This window comes from Arthrobacter sp. 135MFCol5.1 (genome assembly GCF_000374865.1).
GTDB lineage: Bacteria > Actinomycetota > Actinomycetes > Actinomycetales > Micrococcaceae > Arthrobacter.
Genome location: NZ_KB895452.1, coordinates 634,666 through 650,910 on the forward strand (window position 1 = coordinate 634,666; position 16,245 = coordinate 650,910).

At 66.0% G+C, this 16,245-nt stretch carries 15 protein-coding genes; 5 read left to right on the forward strand and 10 right to left on the reverse strand.

The features are described 5' to 3' along the window. Positions 1-12: 12 nt before the first annotated feature. Positions 13-504 (forward strand): YajQ family cyclic di-GMP-binding protein, encoded by a 492-nt coding sequence (locus tag C563_RS0102960; protein WP_018760541.1) that lies wholly within the window; start codon positions 13-15, stop codon positions 502-504. 47 nt (positions 505-551) lie between these two features. Here C563_RS0102960 and htpX read toward each other — a convergent pair whose 3' ends face one another. Both htpX and C563_RS0102970 read right to left on the reverse strand, forming a co-directional pair. Beyond that, positions 552-1,418, reverse strand: coding sequence for a zinc metalloprotease HtpX (gene htpX, locus C563_RS0102965; RefSeq protein WP_026264316.1), 867 nt, complete (start codon positions 1,416-1,418; stop codon positions 552-554). A 28-nt stretch (positions 1,419-1,446) separates the two neighbouring features. Further along, the gene (locus tag C563_RS0102970) at positions 1,447-2,718 is read right to left on the reverse strand and encodes an MFS transporter (protein ID WP_018760543.1); all 1,272 of its coding nucleotides are present in this window, start codon (positions 2,716-2,718) and stop codon (positions 1,447-1,449) included. A 106-nt stretch (positions 2,719-2,824) separates the two neighbouring features. Between C563_RS0102970 and C563_RS0102975 the strand changes: the two genes are divergently transcribed. From C563_RS0102975 to C563_RS0102985, 3 genes are all read left to right on the forward strand, one after another. Then, positions 2,825-3,310, forward strand: coding sequence for a Fur family transcriptional regulator (locus tag C563_RS0102975; protein WP_018760544.1), 486 nt, complete (start codon positions 2,825-2,827; stop codon positions 3,308-3,310). 7 nt (positions 3,311-3,317) lie between these two features. After that, positions 3,318-4,814 (forward strand): catalase, encoded by a 1,497-nt coding sequence (locus C563_RS0102980; RefSeq protein WP_018760545.1) that lies wholly within the window; start codon positions 3,318-3,320, stop codon positions 4,812-4,814. 140 nt (positions 4,815-4,954) lie between these two features. Next, positions 4,955-5,590, forward strand: a complete 636-nt coding sequence (locus C563_RS0102985) for a DUF2461 domain-containing protein (protein WP_018760546.1) — start codon at positions 4,955-4,957, stop codon at positions 5,588-5,590. A gap of 11 nt (positions 5,591-5,601) precedes the next feature. On the opposite strand, the gene C563_RS0102990 is transcribed toward C563_RS0102985, so the two are convergent. From C563_RS0102990 to C563_RS0103025, 8 genes are all read right to left on the reverse strand, one after another. Beyond that, entirely contained in the window at positions 5,602-6,231 is a 630-nt protein-coding gene (locus tag C563_RS0102990) for a TetR/AcrR family transcriptional regulator (protein ID WP_018760547.1), read from the reverse strand. A 78-nt stretch (positions 6,232-6,309) separates the two neighbouring features. Next, the gene (locus C563_RS0102995) at positions 6,310-7,869 is read right to left on the reverse strand and encodes an amino acid permease (RefSeq protein ID WP_018760548.1); all 1,560 of its coding nucleotides are present in this window, start codon (positions 7,867-7,869) and stop codon (positions 6,310-6,312) included. 173 nt (positions 7,870-8,042) lie between these two features. Next, positions 8,043-8,450 carry a DUF779 domain-containing protein gene (locus C563_RS0103000; RefSeq protein WP_018760549.1) on the reverse strand — a complete coding sequence of 136 codons (408 nt, stop codon included), beginning with the start codon at positions 8,448-8,450 and terminating at the stop codon, positions 8,043-8,045. After that, entirely contained in the window at positions 8,450-9,472 is a 1,023-nt protein-coding gene (gene adhP / locus C563_RS0103005; protein ID WP_026264317.1) for an alcohol dehydrogenase AdhP, read from the reverse strand. The genes C563_RS0103000 and adhP overlap by 1 nt, the downstream gene beginning before the upstream one ends. Before the next feature lie 45 nt (positions 9,473-9,517). Next, positions 9,518-11,041, reverse strand: coding sequence for an acetaldehyde dehydrogenase ExaC (gene exaC / locus C563_RS0103010; RefSeq protein ID WP_018760551.1), 1,524 nt, complete (start codon positions 11,039-11,041; stop codon positions 9,518-9,520). A 151-nt stretch (positions 11,042-11,192) separates the two neighbouring features. Further along, positions 11,193-12,536: a helix-turn-helix domain-containing protein gene (locus C563_RS0103015; RefSeq protein WP_018760552.1), complete on the reverse strand. Its 1,344-nt coding sequence runs from the start codon at positions 12,534-12,536 to the stop codon at positions 11,193-11,195. Between the two features lie 57 nt (positions 12,537-12,593). Beyond that, the gene (locus C563_RS0103020) at positions 12,594-14,054 is read right to left on the reverse strand and encodes an FAD-dependent oxidoreductase (RefSeq protein ID WP_018760553.1); all 1,461 of its coding nucleotides are present in this window, start codon (positions 14,052-14,054) and stop codon (positions 12,594-12,596) included. A 39-nt stretch (positions 14,055-14,093) separates the two neighbouring features. Then, positions 14,094-15,089 (reverse strand): DNA topoisomerase IB, encoded by a 996-nt coding sequence (locus C563_RS0103025; RefSeq protein ID WP_018760554.1) that lies wholly within the window; start codon positions 15,087-15,089, stop codon positions 14,094-14,096. A gap of 104 nt (positions 15,090-15,193) precedes the next feature. On the opposite strand from C563_RS0103025, the gene rarD reads away from it, so the two are divergent. Continuing rightward, positions 15,194-16,219 (forward strand): EamA family transporter RarD, encoded by a 1,026-nt coding sequence (rarD, locus tag C563_RS0103030; protein WP_018760555.1) that lies wholly within the window; start codon positions 15,194-15,196, stop codon positions 16,217-16,219. The last annotated feature ends 26 nt before the right edge of the window (positions 16,220-16,245 follow it).

The window sequence follows — 16,245 nt, forward strand, 5'->3', positions numbered from 1 at the left end:
AAAAGGAGAGTCATGGCAGGCGAGTCAACGTTCGACGTCGTAAGCAAAGTGGACAAGCAGGAAGTGGCCAACGCCCTCAACCAGGCCCAGAAGGAACTCACGCAGCGCTACGACTTCAAGGGCGTCGGCGCGGAGGTGGACTTCAGCGGCGAGAAGATCCTCATGAAGGCCAATTCGGAGGAGCGCGTGCTGGCCGTCCTGGACGTGCTGCAGTCCAAGCTGATCCGCCGGGGCATCTCACTGAAGTCGCTGGACACCGGCGAGCCCTACGCCTCCGGCAAGGAATTCCGCCTGGAAGCCTCCATCAAGGAGGGCATCGCCCAGGACCTGGCCAAGAAGATCAACAAGCTGATCCGCGACGAAGCCCCCAAGTCGGTCAAGTCGCAAATCCAGGGCGATGAGCTGCGCGTCTCCTCCAAGTCCCGTGACGATCTCCAGGCCACCATGGCACTCCTGAAGGACTTCGAGGAAGCCGATCTGCAGTTCGTGAACTTCCGCAGCTAGGCTGCCGCCGCAGGCGTTCCCTGCGCGCACATGCGTGCAGGGAGCGGCTACAGCTGACGGCCGGCCATCCGCTCGAGCCGGGCGATCCGGTCCCGCATGGGCGGGTGGGTGGCGAACAGCTTGTTCATGGCGCCCCCACGGAACGGGTTGGCGATCATCAGGTGCGAGGCGTTGACCAGGCGCTGGTCCTGCGGCAGCGGAGCAATGCTGACGCCGCGCTCAATCTTGGCCAGGGCTGAGGCAAGCGCCAGCGGATCGCCGGTCAGCTGCGAACCGTCCTCGTCGGCGTCGTATTCCCTGGTTCGGGAGATGGCCATCTGGATCAGTGACGCCGCGAAGGGCGCCAGCAAAGCCATGGCGATCATGGCCAGCGGGTTGGCGTTCCGCCGGTCTCCCCCGCCGAAGAACAGGAGCATCTGCCCCACCGAGGTGATGACGCCGGCGACGGCGGCAGCCACCGAGGAGGTGAGGATGTCGCGGTTGTACACGTGCATGAGTTCGTGCCCCAGCACACCCCGGAGCTCGCGGGCATCCAGGAGCTGAAGGATGCCCTCGGTGCAGCAGACGGCCGCGTTGCGCGGGTTGCGTCCGGTGGCGAACGCGTTGGGGTTCATGGTGGGCGAGACGTAGATGCGCGGCATGGGCTGGTTGGCGCGGGCCGAGAGCTCCCGGACAATCTGGTAAAGCTGCGGGGCCTGCGCTTCGGTGACCGGAAAAGCCTGCATGGACCGGATGGCCATCTTGTCGCTGTTCCAGTACCCGTAGAAGGTGGTGCCGACGCCGATCAGGGCCATGATCCAGATGGGGGCCGAGCTGCGCGTTCCCACCCCGATCAGGCCGCCGAGACCCAGCAGCACCGCCCACAGGACGCCAAACAGGGCCGCAGTCTTCAAGCCGTTGTGATGATTGTGCACGTTTCCTCCTCACTAAGGGAACGGTCCGCTAAGGTACCGGGTTCCGGGCGTCATACCGGCGGAATCCCGGCTGCAGCTGAGCCGCCAGCCAGGCGCCCGCGATGCACAACAGACCGCCGAGCAGCAGGACCCAGCCCTCATTCAAAATCCTAGTCGCGCCGCCGGCCAGCAGGTCCCCGATCCGCGGTCCGCCGGCCACCACCACGATGAAGACCCCTTGGAGCCGCCCGCGCAGGTGGTCCGGGGCGGCGGCCTGGAGGATGGTGTTGCGGAAGACGCTGCTGATGGAGTCCGCGATGCCGGCCAGGGCGCAGCAGACGGCAGCCGGCAGCAACCAGAGCGTGGCGCTGGCGCCCGGCGCCCGGCCGGCCAACAGAACCACCAGCCCGAAGGCCCCGATGGATGCGCCCCAGCCCATGACGGAAACCACGACGGCGGTCCCCTGGCGGCGCACGCTGCCCAGCGGCCCGGAGAACAGTCCGGCGAGGAAGGCGCCGACGGCGGTGCACGCCAGCAGGATGCCGACGGTTGCCTCTCCGCCGCCGATCATCACGGCGGCAACGGCGGGCAGCAGCGCCCGCGGCTGGGCGAGGATCATGGCAATGAGGTCGATGACGAACGTCATGCGGAGGTTGGGACGGGTGCCAAGGAACCGGAAGCCCTCGACCACGGAGCGGATCCCCGCCTTGCGCTGGCCCCCGGTGGGCGCCATGGGCGGCAGCCGGTACACCGCCCACAGGACAAATGCGAAGCTCACGAAATCGATGGTGTACGTCCAGCCGAAGCCCAGCCACGCGACCAGGAGGCCGGCCAGCAGGGGCCCGGCCGTCATGGCAAGGCCCAGCGAGAGCATGCTCAGGGCGTTGGCGGCAGGCAGGAGTTCCTTGCGGATGAGCATGGGGATGATGGCGCTGCGGGCCGGCTGGTTGATGGCCTGCGCCCCGCTCTGCAGTGCCACCAACAGGTACAGCACCCACACGTTTCCCAGTTGCACCCAGGCCTGCAGGGCAATCAGGCCGGTGGTCAGCCAGAGCACCGAAGTGGCCAGCAGGGCGATGCGCCGGCGGTCGTGGGCGTCGGCGATGGAGCCGCCCATGAGGCCGCCCACCACCAGCGGAACCAGCGCAAAAACGCCCAGCAGGCCCACGTAGAAGCTGTCCTGGGTGAGCCGGTACACCTCGAGGCTTACGGCCACCAGGGTGAGTTGGCTGCCGACGGCGGATACCGCCGAGCCGAGCCAGAGCCGGCGGAATGCGGGGCTCTCCTTGAGCGGCGTCATGTCAGCAAGCAGTTTCCCCACCCTGCAACCCTAATGTCACCTGGAGCTCCTGCCGTTCACCAGGAATTGGCAGGAGGTTAGCCGCGCCTTATTGCGATAAATTCAAAATAAGTGTTTGAATGGAGCCATGACGGAGCACTTTGACGGCCAGGACGCGTGGGCTGCGGCCCTGCGCGCCCACGGCCGCAGGGTGACCAAGCAGCGGCTCGCTGTGCTGGCCGCCGTCGAACGCCACCCGCATTCACCTGCCGAAAGCATCCTGGCCGCCGCCCGGGCCGAACTGCCCGAGCTGACGGCCCAGTCTGTCTACGTGGTCCTGGGCGACCTGACGGACCTGCACATGCTGCGCCGCTTCGAGCCCCCGCACTCCCCCGCGCTGTACGAGACACGCGTGGGCGACAACCACCACCACGCCATCTGCATCAGCTGCGGGCGGGTGGAGGACGTGGACTGCGCCGTCGGCCATGCCCCGTGCCTCACGCCCCACTGGAACCCTGACGCCAAGCCCATGACCATCCAGATCGCGGACGTCATGTACCAGGGCATCTGCCAGGACTGCCAGCGGGCCCAGCAACTTCCTCCCCATAGTCCCTCGCAAGAAAAAGAGAAATAGGAGAACAATGACTGCCGTTTCCACAACCCAGTCAGGTGCGCCGGTTACGTCCGACGCTCACTCGAAGTCAGTTGGTGCCGACGGTGCCATCATCCTGACCGACCACTACCTCATCGAAAAGCTTGCCCAGTTCAACCGCGAACGGGTTCCGGAGCGCGTAGTGCACGCCAAGGGCGGCGGCGCCTTCGGCACGTTCAAGGCCACTGAGGACATCTCCAAGTACACCAAGGCCGCGTTCCTGCAGCCGGGCGCCGAGACCGAGATGCTGATCCGCTTCTCCTCCGTCGCCGGCGAGAACGGTTCACCGGACACCTGGCGCGATCCCCGCGGATTTGCCGTGAAGTTCTACACCACCGAGGGCAACTACGACCTCGTGGGCAACAACACCCCCGTCTTCTTCATCCGCGACGGCATCAAGTTCCCGGACTTCATCCACTCGCAGAAGCGCCTCCCGGGCACGCACCTGCGCGACGCCGACATGCAGTGGGACTTCTGGACCCTGTCCCCCGAGTCCGCACACCAGGTCACCTGGCTCATGGGTGACCGCGGCCTGCCTGCCTCGTGGCGCGAAATGCAGGGCTACGGCTCACACACCTACCAGTGGATCAACGCCGCAGGCGAGCGCTTCTGGGTCAAGTACCACTTCAAGTCCAACCAGGGCGTGAACTCCATGACCAGCGAGCAGGCTGAGCAGCTGGCCGGTTCCGACGCGGACTTCTACATCCGCGACCTGTCCGAGAACATCGCCGCCGGCAACTTCCCCTCCTGGGACCTGCACGTCCAGGTGATGCCGTACGAGGACGCCAAGACCTACCGCTTCAACCCTTTCGACCTGACCAAGGTGTGGCCGCACGGCGACTACCCGCTGATCAAGGTTGGCACCATGGAACTGAACCGCAATCCGGAGAACTACTTCGCGCAGATCGAGCAGGCCACCTTTGCGCCGTCGAACTTCGTCCCCGGCATTGCCGCCTCGCCGGACAAGATGCTGCAGGCCCGCATCTTCTCCTACGCCGATGCGCACCGCTACCGCGTGGGCACCAACCACGCCCAGATCCCGGTGAACCAGCCCAAGAACCAGGTCAACAACTACAGCCAGGACGGCGCCGGACGCTACCTGTTCAACGCCCCGTCGGTTCCGGTCTATGCACCGAACTCCGTGGGCGGCCCCGCTGCGGTTGAGCCGCAGAACCCGGCCGGCGGCTGGGAGAACGACGGCGAGCTGACCCTTGCCGCGCACTCCCTCCACGCGGAGGACAGCGACTTCGTGCAGGCCGGTGCGCTGTACCGCGAGGTCTACGACGAGGCCGCCAAGGCCCGGTTCCTGGAGACCATTTCCGGTGCAGTGGGCGGCGTCAAGAGCGCCGACATCAAGGAACGGGCCATCCAGTACTGGACCAACGTCGACGCCGAACTCGGCGCCAAGCTGCGCGCCAACCTCGGCGCAGGGGATGCCCCCTCCGCTCCGACGTCGGCCGCAGAGTCCGCCAACAAGGTCGGCTAGTACCGCCTTCAGGCCCGCGGGCCACAGAACACCCCGTTCCCGGACTGCCGGGAACGGGGTGTTCTGCTGTCCGGCAGGTGTTTTTGCACATACGCCCACGGGATCTGGCCGGTTGCGGCAGGCAGTCCTAGGCTCCCTACATGAGCACTTTCGCAGGCATTCCACCCGAGGCTTTTGGCTTCTACGCGCAGCTGGAAGAGAACAATAACCGCGACTGGTGGCAGGAACACAAGGCGACGTATGAGCAGGCGGTGAAACAGCCCCTCACCGCCCTTCTCTCCGAGCTGGAGCCCGAGTTTGGCCCCGCCAAGCTGTTCCGCCCCAACCGGGACATCCGCTTTTCATTGGACAAGTCGCCGTACAAAACCGCCCAGGGAGCATTCGCCGCACGCCAGGAAGGCGTCGGTTTCTATCTCCAGATCAATGCGGACGGACTGTTGATCGGCGGCGGCTACCATTCCCACACCCCTGCCCAGCTGGCCCGGTTCCGATCGGCCGCCGACGCTTCCGCCAGCGGGTCCGCGCTGCAGGACATCGTGGATGCCGTGACCGGAGCAGGTTTTGCCATCGAGGGCGAGAAACTGAAGACCGTCCCGCGGGGTTTCGCCAGAGACCACCCCCGCGCCGAGCTCCTCAAGCACAAATCGCTGTCCGCCGGGGTCGAGGTAGGCCAGCCGGGGTGGGTTTCCACACCGGACGCCAAGGCTGAGATTGAAGAACGGTGGCGGAAACTCCGTCCGCTCGTAGAGTGGGTGGGCCGCTACGCAGCCCCCTGATACCCTCCGGCCTATGGTGCTGCCGGATGCTGTGCTGCGGGGTGCTGTGCTGCGGCTTCGAGGCGCGTCTCGAGGTTGTTGAAGAACACGGCCAGCATGAGTTCGAAGGCTTTGGTGGCGGCATCGGGCTGGTTCATCACCACGAAATCGAACTGCAGGCCGTAGAAGGTGGACGTAAAGAGCCTGGCATCGGTGTCCGCGTACTCTTCGGGAATGCCCTGGACCATCAGCCAGTCGCGGGTCTTGTGGTGCAGCAGGCGGAAATGCTCCTGCGCCGTGCCCCGGGGCGTGGCCGCCACAATGTCCTGCGCCGTGGCCTCGAATTCGAGCCGGGTCAGGTGCCGGTTCCGCTGGGCCATGGTCCACTGCCACGAGTCGAGCAGGAATGCCCGCCACGCGTCCCGGTCAATATCGCGGACATCGGTATTGCGCATCCGGTCCAGGCGCGACTCGATGGATACCACGATGTCGTTGATCAATTGTTCCCGGCTGCCGAAGTGGTACACCAGCGTGTAGGAGCTCATCCCCAGGCCCTCGGCGAGGCTCCGGAAGCTCAGCTCGGCCAGGGTCTTGTCCATCAGGTAGTCAAGGATGGCAGCGAGCAGTTCAGTTTTGCGTTCTGAACGGGAGGGACGTGCCATACCTCCATCCTAGGAGCCGGAAACGCCGCTGCCCGCCCGGCAGGGGCCGGGCGGGCAGTTCTTGCGGGTGAAGGGACCTCAGGTCCGGGACAGCTCGTCCTCGTCATCTGACGCATCAGCTGCCTCTGCGGTGCCGGTACGGCTGTTGACGGCCGCGTTGGCATCAGCGAAGCGCTCGTTGAGCCGCGAGTGGCGCTGGCCGTAGGCAAAGTAGATGGCCAGGCCGATGACCAGCCAGATGGCAAAGAAGATCCAGGTCTCCACGGCGAGGTTGGTCATGAGGTACAGGCACAGGACGGCGGAGACAACCGGCAGCACCTTGCCGAACGGGACACGGAAGGCCGGCTTCAGGTCCGGGCGCTTCTTGCGGAGCACCAGGATTCCCAGGCTCACCACCACGAACGCGGAGAGCGTACCGATGTTGATCATTTCCTCCAGCAGGTCCACGTTGGTAAGGCCCGCAACAAGGGCTACCGCGGCGCCGCAGATGATCTGGAGGCGCGCCGGTGTCGAACGCTTTTCGCTGGTCTTGGACAGGGCCCGGGGCAGCAGGCCATCGCGGCTCATGGCGAGCACCACGCGGGACAGGCCCATGAGGAGCACCATGATCACGGTGGTCAGGCCCACCAGGGATCCGAAGGCGATGACCTTGGCGGCCGACGTGTCGCCGACCGCCTCGAAGGCGGTGGTGAGGGTGGGGCTCTTGGCCTCGGCCAGCTGGGTGTAGGACACCATCCCGGTCAGCGCCAGTGACACCAGGATGTACAGCAGCGTGACGAGGGCCAGGCCGCCGAAAATGCCCCGGGGAAGGGTCTTCTGCGGGTTCTTGACTTCCTCGGCCGAGGTAGCCACCACGTCGAATCCGATGAAGGCGAAGAACACCAGGGCGGCACCGGCGAAGATGCCCAAGGTGCCGTACTGGGCCGGGGCAGCACCGGTAAGGAAACCGAAGAAGGACTGCTTCAGCACATCCGCGCCGCCGGTGCTTGCGGTGGGCTCTGCCGCGGGAACGAACGGGGTGTAGTTTTCAACCTTGACATAGGTGAAGCCCGCCACGATCACGAAGAGCACCACGCCGATCTTGATCATGGTGAAGATGTTGCCAACCCGGGCGGAGAGCTTGGTGCCCAGGACCAGCAGCACGGTGAAGATGGCCACGATCAGGAAGGCACCCCAGTAGAGGTCCACGCCGCCCAGGGAGATGGCGGGCGGAATGTCGGCCCCGGTGAGGGCGAAGACCTTGCTGAGGTAGATGCCCCAGTATTTGGCGATCACGGCGGCGGCGGTGAACAACTCCAGGATCAGGTTCCAGCCGATGATCCAGGCAAGGAGTTCGCCCATGGTGGCATACGTGAAGACATAAGCTGAACCGGCCACGGGGATGGCGGTGGCGAACTCGGCGTAGCACATGATGGCCAGCGCGCAGGTGACGGCGGCGATGGCGAAGGACAGCGTGACGGCGGGGCCGGCGAAGTTCGCGGCAGCCTTGGCGCCAACGGAAAAGATGCCGGCGCCCACTGCAACGGCGACGCCCATGATCATGAGGTCCCAGGTGCTGAGGGAGCGCTTGAGCTTGCGTCCGGGTTCATCGGCGTCAGCGATCGATTGCTCGATGGATTTTGTCCGCAGAAGATTCATTGGGGGTCACAATCCTGGTATGTGATGGAAACAGACCTATCAACGATAGTGTCCATCCACTGGACGGTCCCAATTGTCCCGAATAGTGAGACGGGCAAAGGCCCGAACTATATTCCGCCAACGCATCCGGGGCCCTCCTGATGGAGAGCCCCGGAGCATCTTGGCCGAACTTCCTAGACGGGCCAGTCCATCAGGGTTGAGCGGATCAGGAAGCGTTTGCCCTCGGGCGCCTCCACGGAAAAGCCGCTTCCCCGGCCCGGAACAACGTCGACAGTCAGATGCGTGTGGCTCCAGTAATTGAACTGTTCCCGGGACATCCAGAACTCCAGGGGCAGGGGCTGCACTCCGTCCGACAGGTCGAACAGCCCCAGCAGGACGTCCGAATCCCCGGTGATGAAATCCCCTGCCGGGTAGCACATTGGCGAGGACCCGTCACAGCAGCCGCCCGACTGGTGGAACATGAGCGGACCGTGCCGCTCCCAGAGCATCCGCAGGAGGTCCACGGCCGCGGGCGTGAGCGCCACCCGGGAGAAGTCTTCCCCGGGCAGCGTCACGGCGGCCTCAAGCCCATGGATAGGCATCAGAACTTCAGCACCACGCGGCCGTCGATCTTGGCGTGCTTCATCTCGTCGAACACGGCGTTGACCTCGGAAAGCTCCCGCACGGAGACCGTGGGGTGGATCTTCCCCCGGGCGTAGAAATCCAGGGCTTCCGCCAGGTCCTGCCGGGTGCCGACGATCGAGCCGCGGACCGTCAACCCCTTGAGCACAATGTCGAAAATCGGCGCCGGAAAGTCCCCAGGCGGCAGACCGTTGAACACGATGGTGCCACCGCGGCGGGCCATCCCGATCGCCTGCCCGAACGCTGACGGGTGCACCGCAGTAACCAGGACTCCATGGCAGCCTCCTGTTTCCCGTTGGATCACTTCCGCCGGGTCTTCATGCAAGGCGTTCACCGTCACTTCGGCGCCGTGGGTCTTGGCCAAGGCGAGTTTGTCATCGGCGATATCCACCGCGGCGACACGCAGGCCCATGGCCACTGCGTATTGGACGGCGATATGGCCCAGGCCACCGATGCCGGAGATGGTGACCCATTGGCCCGGCGTCGCCTCGGTCATCTTCAGGCCTTTATAAACGGTGACGCCGGCACAGAGCACCGGCGCCACCTCGACGGGGTCGGATCCCGCCGGTATGCGGGCCGCGAAGCGCGAGTCCACGAGCATGTACTCCCCGAAAGAGCCGTCCACGCTGTAGCCGCCGTTCTGTTGCGACTCGCACAGTGTTTCCCAGCCGGTGCGGCAGTACTGGCAGTCGCCGCAGGCGGACCAGAGCCAGGCGTTGCCCACGAGGTCGCCGAGTGCGAGGTCGGTGACGCCCTCGCCCAGGGCCACCACTTCGCCCACACCTTCATGGCCGGGAACGAACGGCGGAGTGGGCTTCACCGGCCAGTCGCCCTCCGCGGCGTGCAGGTCCGTGTGGCAGACGCCGGTGGTGAGCACCTTGACCAGTGCCTGCCCGGGCCCGGGCACCGGAACGTCGATGTCGTGGACGGACAGTTCGGTGCCGAATTCGGTTACTACTGCTGCTTGCATTGTCGTCGTCATTGGCGAAATCCTTGCGTCGTTGTAGTGGAGGTGGTGCGGCTGGGCCTAGAAGAAGCCCAGCTTGTTCTCGTCGTAGCTGACCAGCAGGTTCTTGGTCTGCTGGTAGTGGTCCAGCATCATGGCGTGGTTTTCCCGGCCGATGCCGGAGGACTTGTACCCGCCGAAGGCGGCACCGGCCGGATAGGCGTGGTAGTTGTTGACCCAGACGCGTCCGGCCTGGATTTCCCGGCCGGCGCGGTAGGCCACGTTGCCGTTGCGCGACCATACGCCGGCGCCCAGGCCGTAGAGGGTGTCGTTGGCGATGCCCATGGCGTCGTTGTAGTCGCTGAACCTTGTCACGGCCACGACGGGCCCGAAGATCTCCTCCTGGAAGATCCGCATCCTGTTGTGCCCCTCGAACACGGTGGGCTGGACGTAGAAGCCGCCTGCCAGGTCGCCCGGCAGTTCGGCACGGGCGCCGCCGGTGAGGATCTTGGCGCCTTCCTGCTTTCCGATGTCGATATAGGAGAGGATCTTCTCCAGCTGGTCGTTGGAGGCCTGGGCGCCCACCTGGGTTTCGGTGTCCAGCGGGTTGCCCTGGATCATCTTCTCCACCCGCGCCACGGCATCGGCCATGAAGGACTCGTAGATGTCTTCCTGCACCAGGGCGCGGGACGGGCAGGTGCAGACCTCGCCTTGGTTGAAGGCGAACAGGGCGAAGCCCTCCTGCGCCTTGTCGTAGAAGGCGTCGTTCTCCTGGGCGACGTCGTTGAAGAAGATGTTGGGGCTCTTGCCGCCCAGTTCCAGGGTGACGGGGATCAGGTTCTGGCTGGCGTACTGGCTGATGAGCCGCCCGGTGGTGGTTTCACCGGTGAACGCGATCTTGCGGATCCGGGAGCTGGAAGCCAGCGGCTTGCCGGCCTCCACCCCGAAGCCGTTGACCACGTTGATCACGCCCGCGGGCAGGAGGTCGCCGATGAGTTCCATCAGGACCAGGATGGAGCTCGGTGTCTGCTCGGCGGGCTTGAGCACCACGGTGTTGCCGGCCGCGAGCGCGGGGGCCAGCTTCCAGACGGCCATCAGGATGGGGAAGTTCCAGGGGATGATCTGGCCCACCACGCCGAGCGGTTCGTGGAAGTGGTAGGCGGTGGTGTTGTCATCCAGCTGGGACAGGCTGCCTTCCTGGGCCCGGACGGCCGAGGCGAAGTACCGGAAGTGGTCCGAGGCCAGCGGAAGGTCTGCGTTGAGGGTTTCGCGAACCGGCTTGCCGTTGTCCCAGGTTTCGGCGACGGCGAGCATTTCGAGGTTTTCGTCGATGCGGTCCGCGATCTTGTTCAGGATGGCGGCCCGTTCTGCCACGGAGGTCTTGCCCCAGGACGGTGCCGCCTTGTGGGCCGCGTCCAGCGCCAGCTCGATGTCTTCGGCGGTGCCGCGGGCCACCTCGCAGAAGGCCCTGCCCGTGACCGGGGTGATGTTTTCGAAGTACTGGCCCTTCACCGGGGCAACCCATTCGCCACCAATCCAGTTCTCGTACCGGTCCTTGAAGGTGACCTTCGAACCGTCGGTTCCTGGCTGTGCGTAAACGGTCATTGCTTAGCTCCTTTGCTGTGCAGGAGGCCGGCCCGCTGGGGGCCCGCCGATGCCTACAGCGTAGGAGCCGGGAGGTTGCAGCCAGGTTGCAACGGTGGTTGAGGTTGCCGAACCCCGGTTTCGACGAGCTCAACCATCGGGTGGCCGGGTTTCAGGCGCGGAGCTCGGCTTCCAGCCGTTCAAGATCAGCGACGACGGCGGCCCGCTTGGGTGAGCGAGGCGGCAGGAGGCGGAGTGCGGCACGGCGGATGCCGACGTCGTCAGCTGCCTCGGGAAGCGCGGCGAACTTGAGCAGGGACTCGGCGCTGCCGTCCGTCAGGACCGCCTCACGGAGCAGGGACGACACCTTGTTCCTGAGGTCCACGACACCGGGGGCCTCGGAGCGGGGCAGCACCGCGCCCCGGTAGATCTCCAGCGCAATCCGGTGGGCTCCGCGCTGCAGGCAGCTGAGGACCTGGCCGGTATCGGCCACGATGTCCACCGGAAGCCGGTAGGGACGCGAGCCGGGGACGGCCTCGGGGCTGAGCTGCTGGATCACCTTGCGCAGGCGCACCATCTCGGCCCGGAGCGTCATGGTGGAGCCCTCCCCCGGGTACAGCAAAGAACTGAGTTCCTCGGCGGTGAGCCCGTCCGGATGCATGCCCAGCAGGGCAAGGATTTCACTGTGCCGGGCGGACAGGGCAACCGTCTTTCCTCCGAGGCTGAGGAGTGCCTGGTCGCGGCCCAGCAGCTGCAGGCTGTTCCGGTAGAGGCTGCCTCCCGTGGCACCGCGGCCCTGCCCGGCCGCCGCAGCCGGGCTCCGGCGTCGGACGGGTTTCCTTGCCAGTTCTGCCGCGTGCTGCAGGCGCTCCACCCGCAGCTGCGCCTGCGCGGCCGCTACCGTTGCTTCGACCAGCGACAAGGTGTGCGGCGCCACCGCTGTAGCCGTCCCGGTGATGTCCACGACGCCGAGGACAGCTCCCGAGTCGGGGTCGTGGAACGGAACGGCGGTGCAGCTCCAGGGGTGGACGGCGCGCTGGTAGTGCTCTGCGCCGGAGATCTGGATTCCCCGGCCCAGGGCGAGCGCCGTTCCGGGTGCGCTGGTGCCCACGCTCGCTTCGGACCAGTTGGCGCCGGCGACGAACATCATGCCTTCAGCCCGGCGCTGGAGCGCGGGATCGCCGTCCACCCAGAGGAGCCTGCCCACTTCGTCCCCGACGGCCACCAGGAGCCCGCTGTCGTGGCTGGGTTGTACCAGCAGCTTGTTGATGACCGGCATGATCGCGGCCAAGGGGTGCCGGCGGCGGTAATCCTCCAGCTCATCCCAGTCGAACGCCAGGGGCGCGGCGGCGTTGTCCGGGTTCGCTTTGAAACGGGCGGACCGCAGCCAGGATTCGCGGATCAGGGCGCGCAAACCGGGTATTTCAGGGGTGGCGTCAGCGAACGCTTGGTCCAGGCGCTCGTGTCCGGCCAGCGCGGCACGCTGGCGCGGTTCAGGCTGGATCAGGTTCGTCATCGAACTCCCGGAAAGCGCAGGGGTGTGGCGGCTATTCTAACCCCGCCGGCCGGAGGCTCAGCCGCGGGAGATACGGATCATTTCCTCGCGCGGGACCACCTTGATGCGTTCGCGCACCACGTGGTCCAGCCCTTCGGGGCCGGTCCAGGCAGCGCCGAGGCCGGCCTCGTGGGCGTCGAGCTTGTTCCAGCCCTCCCATGTGGTGTACTCGATGCCGCGCTCCTCCAGGAGGTCGATAATGGCCTGCGGATCCGGGTTGCGGGCCGCTGGGAGGTTCAGCCGGTCCTCGAGCAGGAACCCGATGGTCTCCAGGGCATCGCCCTTGGTGTGCCCGATCAGGCCGACGGGGCCGCGCTTGATCCAGCCGGTGGTGTAGATTCCGGGGACCGGCTTGCCATCGGCGTCCAGGACGCGGCCGCCCTCGTTCGGGATGACGCCGCGCTTGGCGTCATACTCCAGTTCGTCAAGGGCCGAGCCGTGGTAGCCGATGGCACGGTAGACGGCCTGGACGGGATATTCGACGTACTCCCCCGTCCCTTTGGCGTTTCCGGTCCCGTCCAGCTGCATCCGCTCGAACTTGATGCCGTCCACCTTGCCCGTGCCGTCGTCGAGCACTTCAACGGGACTGTGCAGGAAGTGCAGGTGCAGCCGGCGGGAGGACGGGTTCTCGGCTTCGGCGTGCTCTTCCACGAGCCAGTTGGTGAGGGTGTTCACCATGGTCTTGATCTGGTTGTTGCTGCGGATGGCCTCGTCCGAGGCGTCGTCGAATTCGAAATCCTCCGGGTAGAGCACGATGTCGACGTCGTCCATGTGGCTGAGCTCCCGCAACTCCAGCGGGGTGAACTTGACCTGGGCGGGCCCGCGGCGGCCGAAGACGTGGACATCAGTAACGGGAGATGCCTTCAGGCCCTGGTAGACGTTGTCCGGGATTTCGGTACTGAGCAGTTCTTCCGGGTGCTTGACCAGCATGCGGGCCACGTCCAGGGCCACATTGCCGTTGCCGATGACCGCGATCTCCTTGGCGTCCAGGGGCCATTCGCGCGGAACGTCCGGATGCCCGTCGTACCAGGACACGAAGTCCGCTCCACCAAAGGAACCACGGAGGTTGATACCCGGGATGTCCAGGTCCGCGTCCTTGACCGCGCCGGTGGAAAAGATCACGGCGTCGTAGAAAGCGCGGAAATCGTGCAGGGTGAGGTCGCGGCCGTAGGTCACGTTGCCCAGGAACCGGATGTCGCCGCGGTCCAGGACCTTGTGCAGGGCGTTGACGATGCCTTTGATCCGGGGATGGTCCGGGGCCACGCCGTACCGGATCAGCCCGTACGGTGCCGGGTAAGCCTCGAAGAGGTCGATGCTGACCTGGAAGTCGCCGTCCTTGACGCCGCTGGACTTGGTGAGGATGTCCGCAGCATAGACACCTGCCGGTCCCGCGCCGATGATGGCGACGCGGAGCGGACGGTTGGCGGCGGATTCGCTGTGATTGGTCACCGGGAGCCCTTCTGAACTGGTCCTGCTCATGATTCATGCGCTGCATGGTGCAACGCACAAGGCCCCATTCTAGTTGGCGGCCAGGGGCACCACCTGGCCTTCCCGGTACAGGAGTGCCCGGAGTTCGGCTTCGGCGGAGTCCAGCCGCTTCGGATCTATGGTTTCGCCGTCGTGGTAGTGGTCCACCACGCGGGGGTCCACGTAGCTCTTGCGGGCGATCGAGGGGGTGTTTCCCAGGGTCTCCGCGGCCTCCACCATGGCCCGGCTGATGGCGCGCTTCCGCTTGGCGGCCGTGCGCAGGGCGCCGGTACGCGCCAGGCTGGCCGCCGCGGCAGCCGTTCCCCGCAGGGTCCGGAAGTCCTTGGCCGTGAAGTCGGACCCGGTCCGCTCCTTGACGTAGGCGTTGATGTCGGCGCTGGTCACGGGCCGCCAGGTGCGGCCCTCCTTGTAGGCGAGGAGCCGCGCGTTGGACCCGCGCCGCTTAAGCAGGCGCAAAAGGTCGGCGAGGTCGGGATCGCGGATTTCCGATTCCCAGTCCTTGCCGCTCTTGGCCGGAAAGCTCAGCAGGATCCTGTCTTTGCGCACCCGGACGTGGGCACACAGCAGTGTCGCCAGGCCGCGGCTGCCGTTTTCGTTGGTGTAGCGCTCGGAGCCGACCCGCAGGGATCCGCTGTCAAGCATCCGGAAGGCTGCCGCCAGGACGCGTTCACGGCTGAAACCCTCGCTTCGCAGGTCCATGGTGACCCGGCGCCGGGCCACGGGCAGCGATTCGGCCAGCTGCAGGGACCGGTCGAACTTCACCCGGTCCTTCCGCTCGCGCCACTCAGGATGGTAGATGTACTGGCGCCGCCCCACTGCGTCCAGGCCGGTGGCCTGGATGTGGCCGTTCTCGAACGGGGCGATCCAGACGTCGGTCCACGCAGGGGGAATGCCGATGCTTTCCAGCCGGTCCCGCACGGGTCCGGGCGGCAGGGTGGAACCGTCAAGGTCCCGGTAACTGAAGCCTGTTCCTGCAGCCACCCTGCGGTAGCCGCGGCCGGAGGCGTTGCTGCGCCGGAGTCTCATCGGGCGCCGGATGGCCGGTTAGCGGATGTCATAAAAGAAAGCCTACTGATTGTTTTGCGGTTTGCCCGTGTTCGGGCTGGAATACCTGTCCCGGGACTGCTGTTATGGACATCGTGCCCATTCCAGAACGAACGTCCCACGCCGCCCCACTCACCACGTCCCCGGCCCCAGGGCAGAAGCCCGCGGCCACCACGGGCCCCAAGGCCGTTGCAAAGGACACGACGGCGGGCATGCTCTTCGGCATCGGCGCGTACGTTTTGTGGGGGCTGCTCCCCCTGTACTTCTTCATCCTCATGCCAGCCGGCGCCGTCGAAATCGTGGCCAACCGCGTGGTGTGGTCGCTGTTGTTCTGCGCCCTCCTGATCACGGTGACCCGGACCTGGACCGTGCTTGCGGCCGCGGTGAGGGACCGGCGGGTGTTCGCTCCGCTCGCGTTGGCGGCGTTCCTGATCGCGATCAACTGGTTGACCTACACCTACGGCGTGACCACCGGGCAGGCAGTGGAAACCTCGCTGGGCTACTTCATCAACCCGCTCGTTTCCGTATTGCTGGGCGTGTTCGTGCTGAAGGAACGCCTCCGGCCGCTCCAGTGGGCCGCCGTCGGCGTCGGCTTCATCGCCGTGGGCGTGCTGACGTACTCGTACGGAAAGCTTCCCTGGATCGCCCTGACACTGGCATTCAGCTTCGGACTGTACGGGTTCGTCAAGAACCGGGTGGGCTCCAGGGTGGACGCCATTACCAGCCTCAGCGTGGAAACCATGGTCCTGGCCCCGCTGGCCGGCGTGGCGATGGTTGTCCTGGCCGCCGGCGGCACCGCCACGCTGACCACGCAGGGGGCCGGGCATTTCTGGCTGCTGCTGGCCTCCGGCGTCATCACCGCGGTGCCGCTGCTCTTCTTCGGCGCCTCCGCCCGGCGGCTGCCGATGACCACCATCGGGTTGCTGCAATACTTCGCGCCGGTGCTGCAGTTCCTGGTGGCCCTGCTGGTCTTCCGGGAGGCCATGACCGTGGAGCGTTGGATCGGGTTTGGAGTGGTGTGGCTGGCCCTGCTGCTGCTCACGGTGGACATGCTGCGGACGGCACGCCGGAACTCGCTGGTCCGAAGGGCCGCGCTCCGCGCCGCAGCCTGAAAAGGCTGCCCGGGCACAAAGAAGGT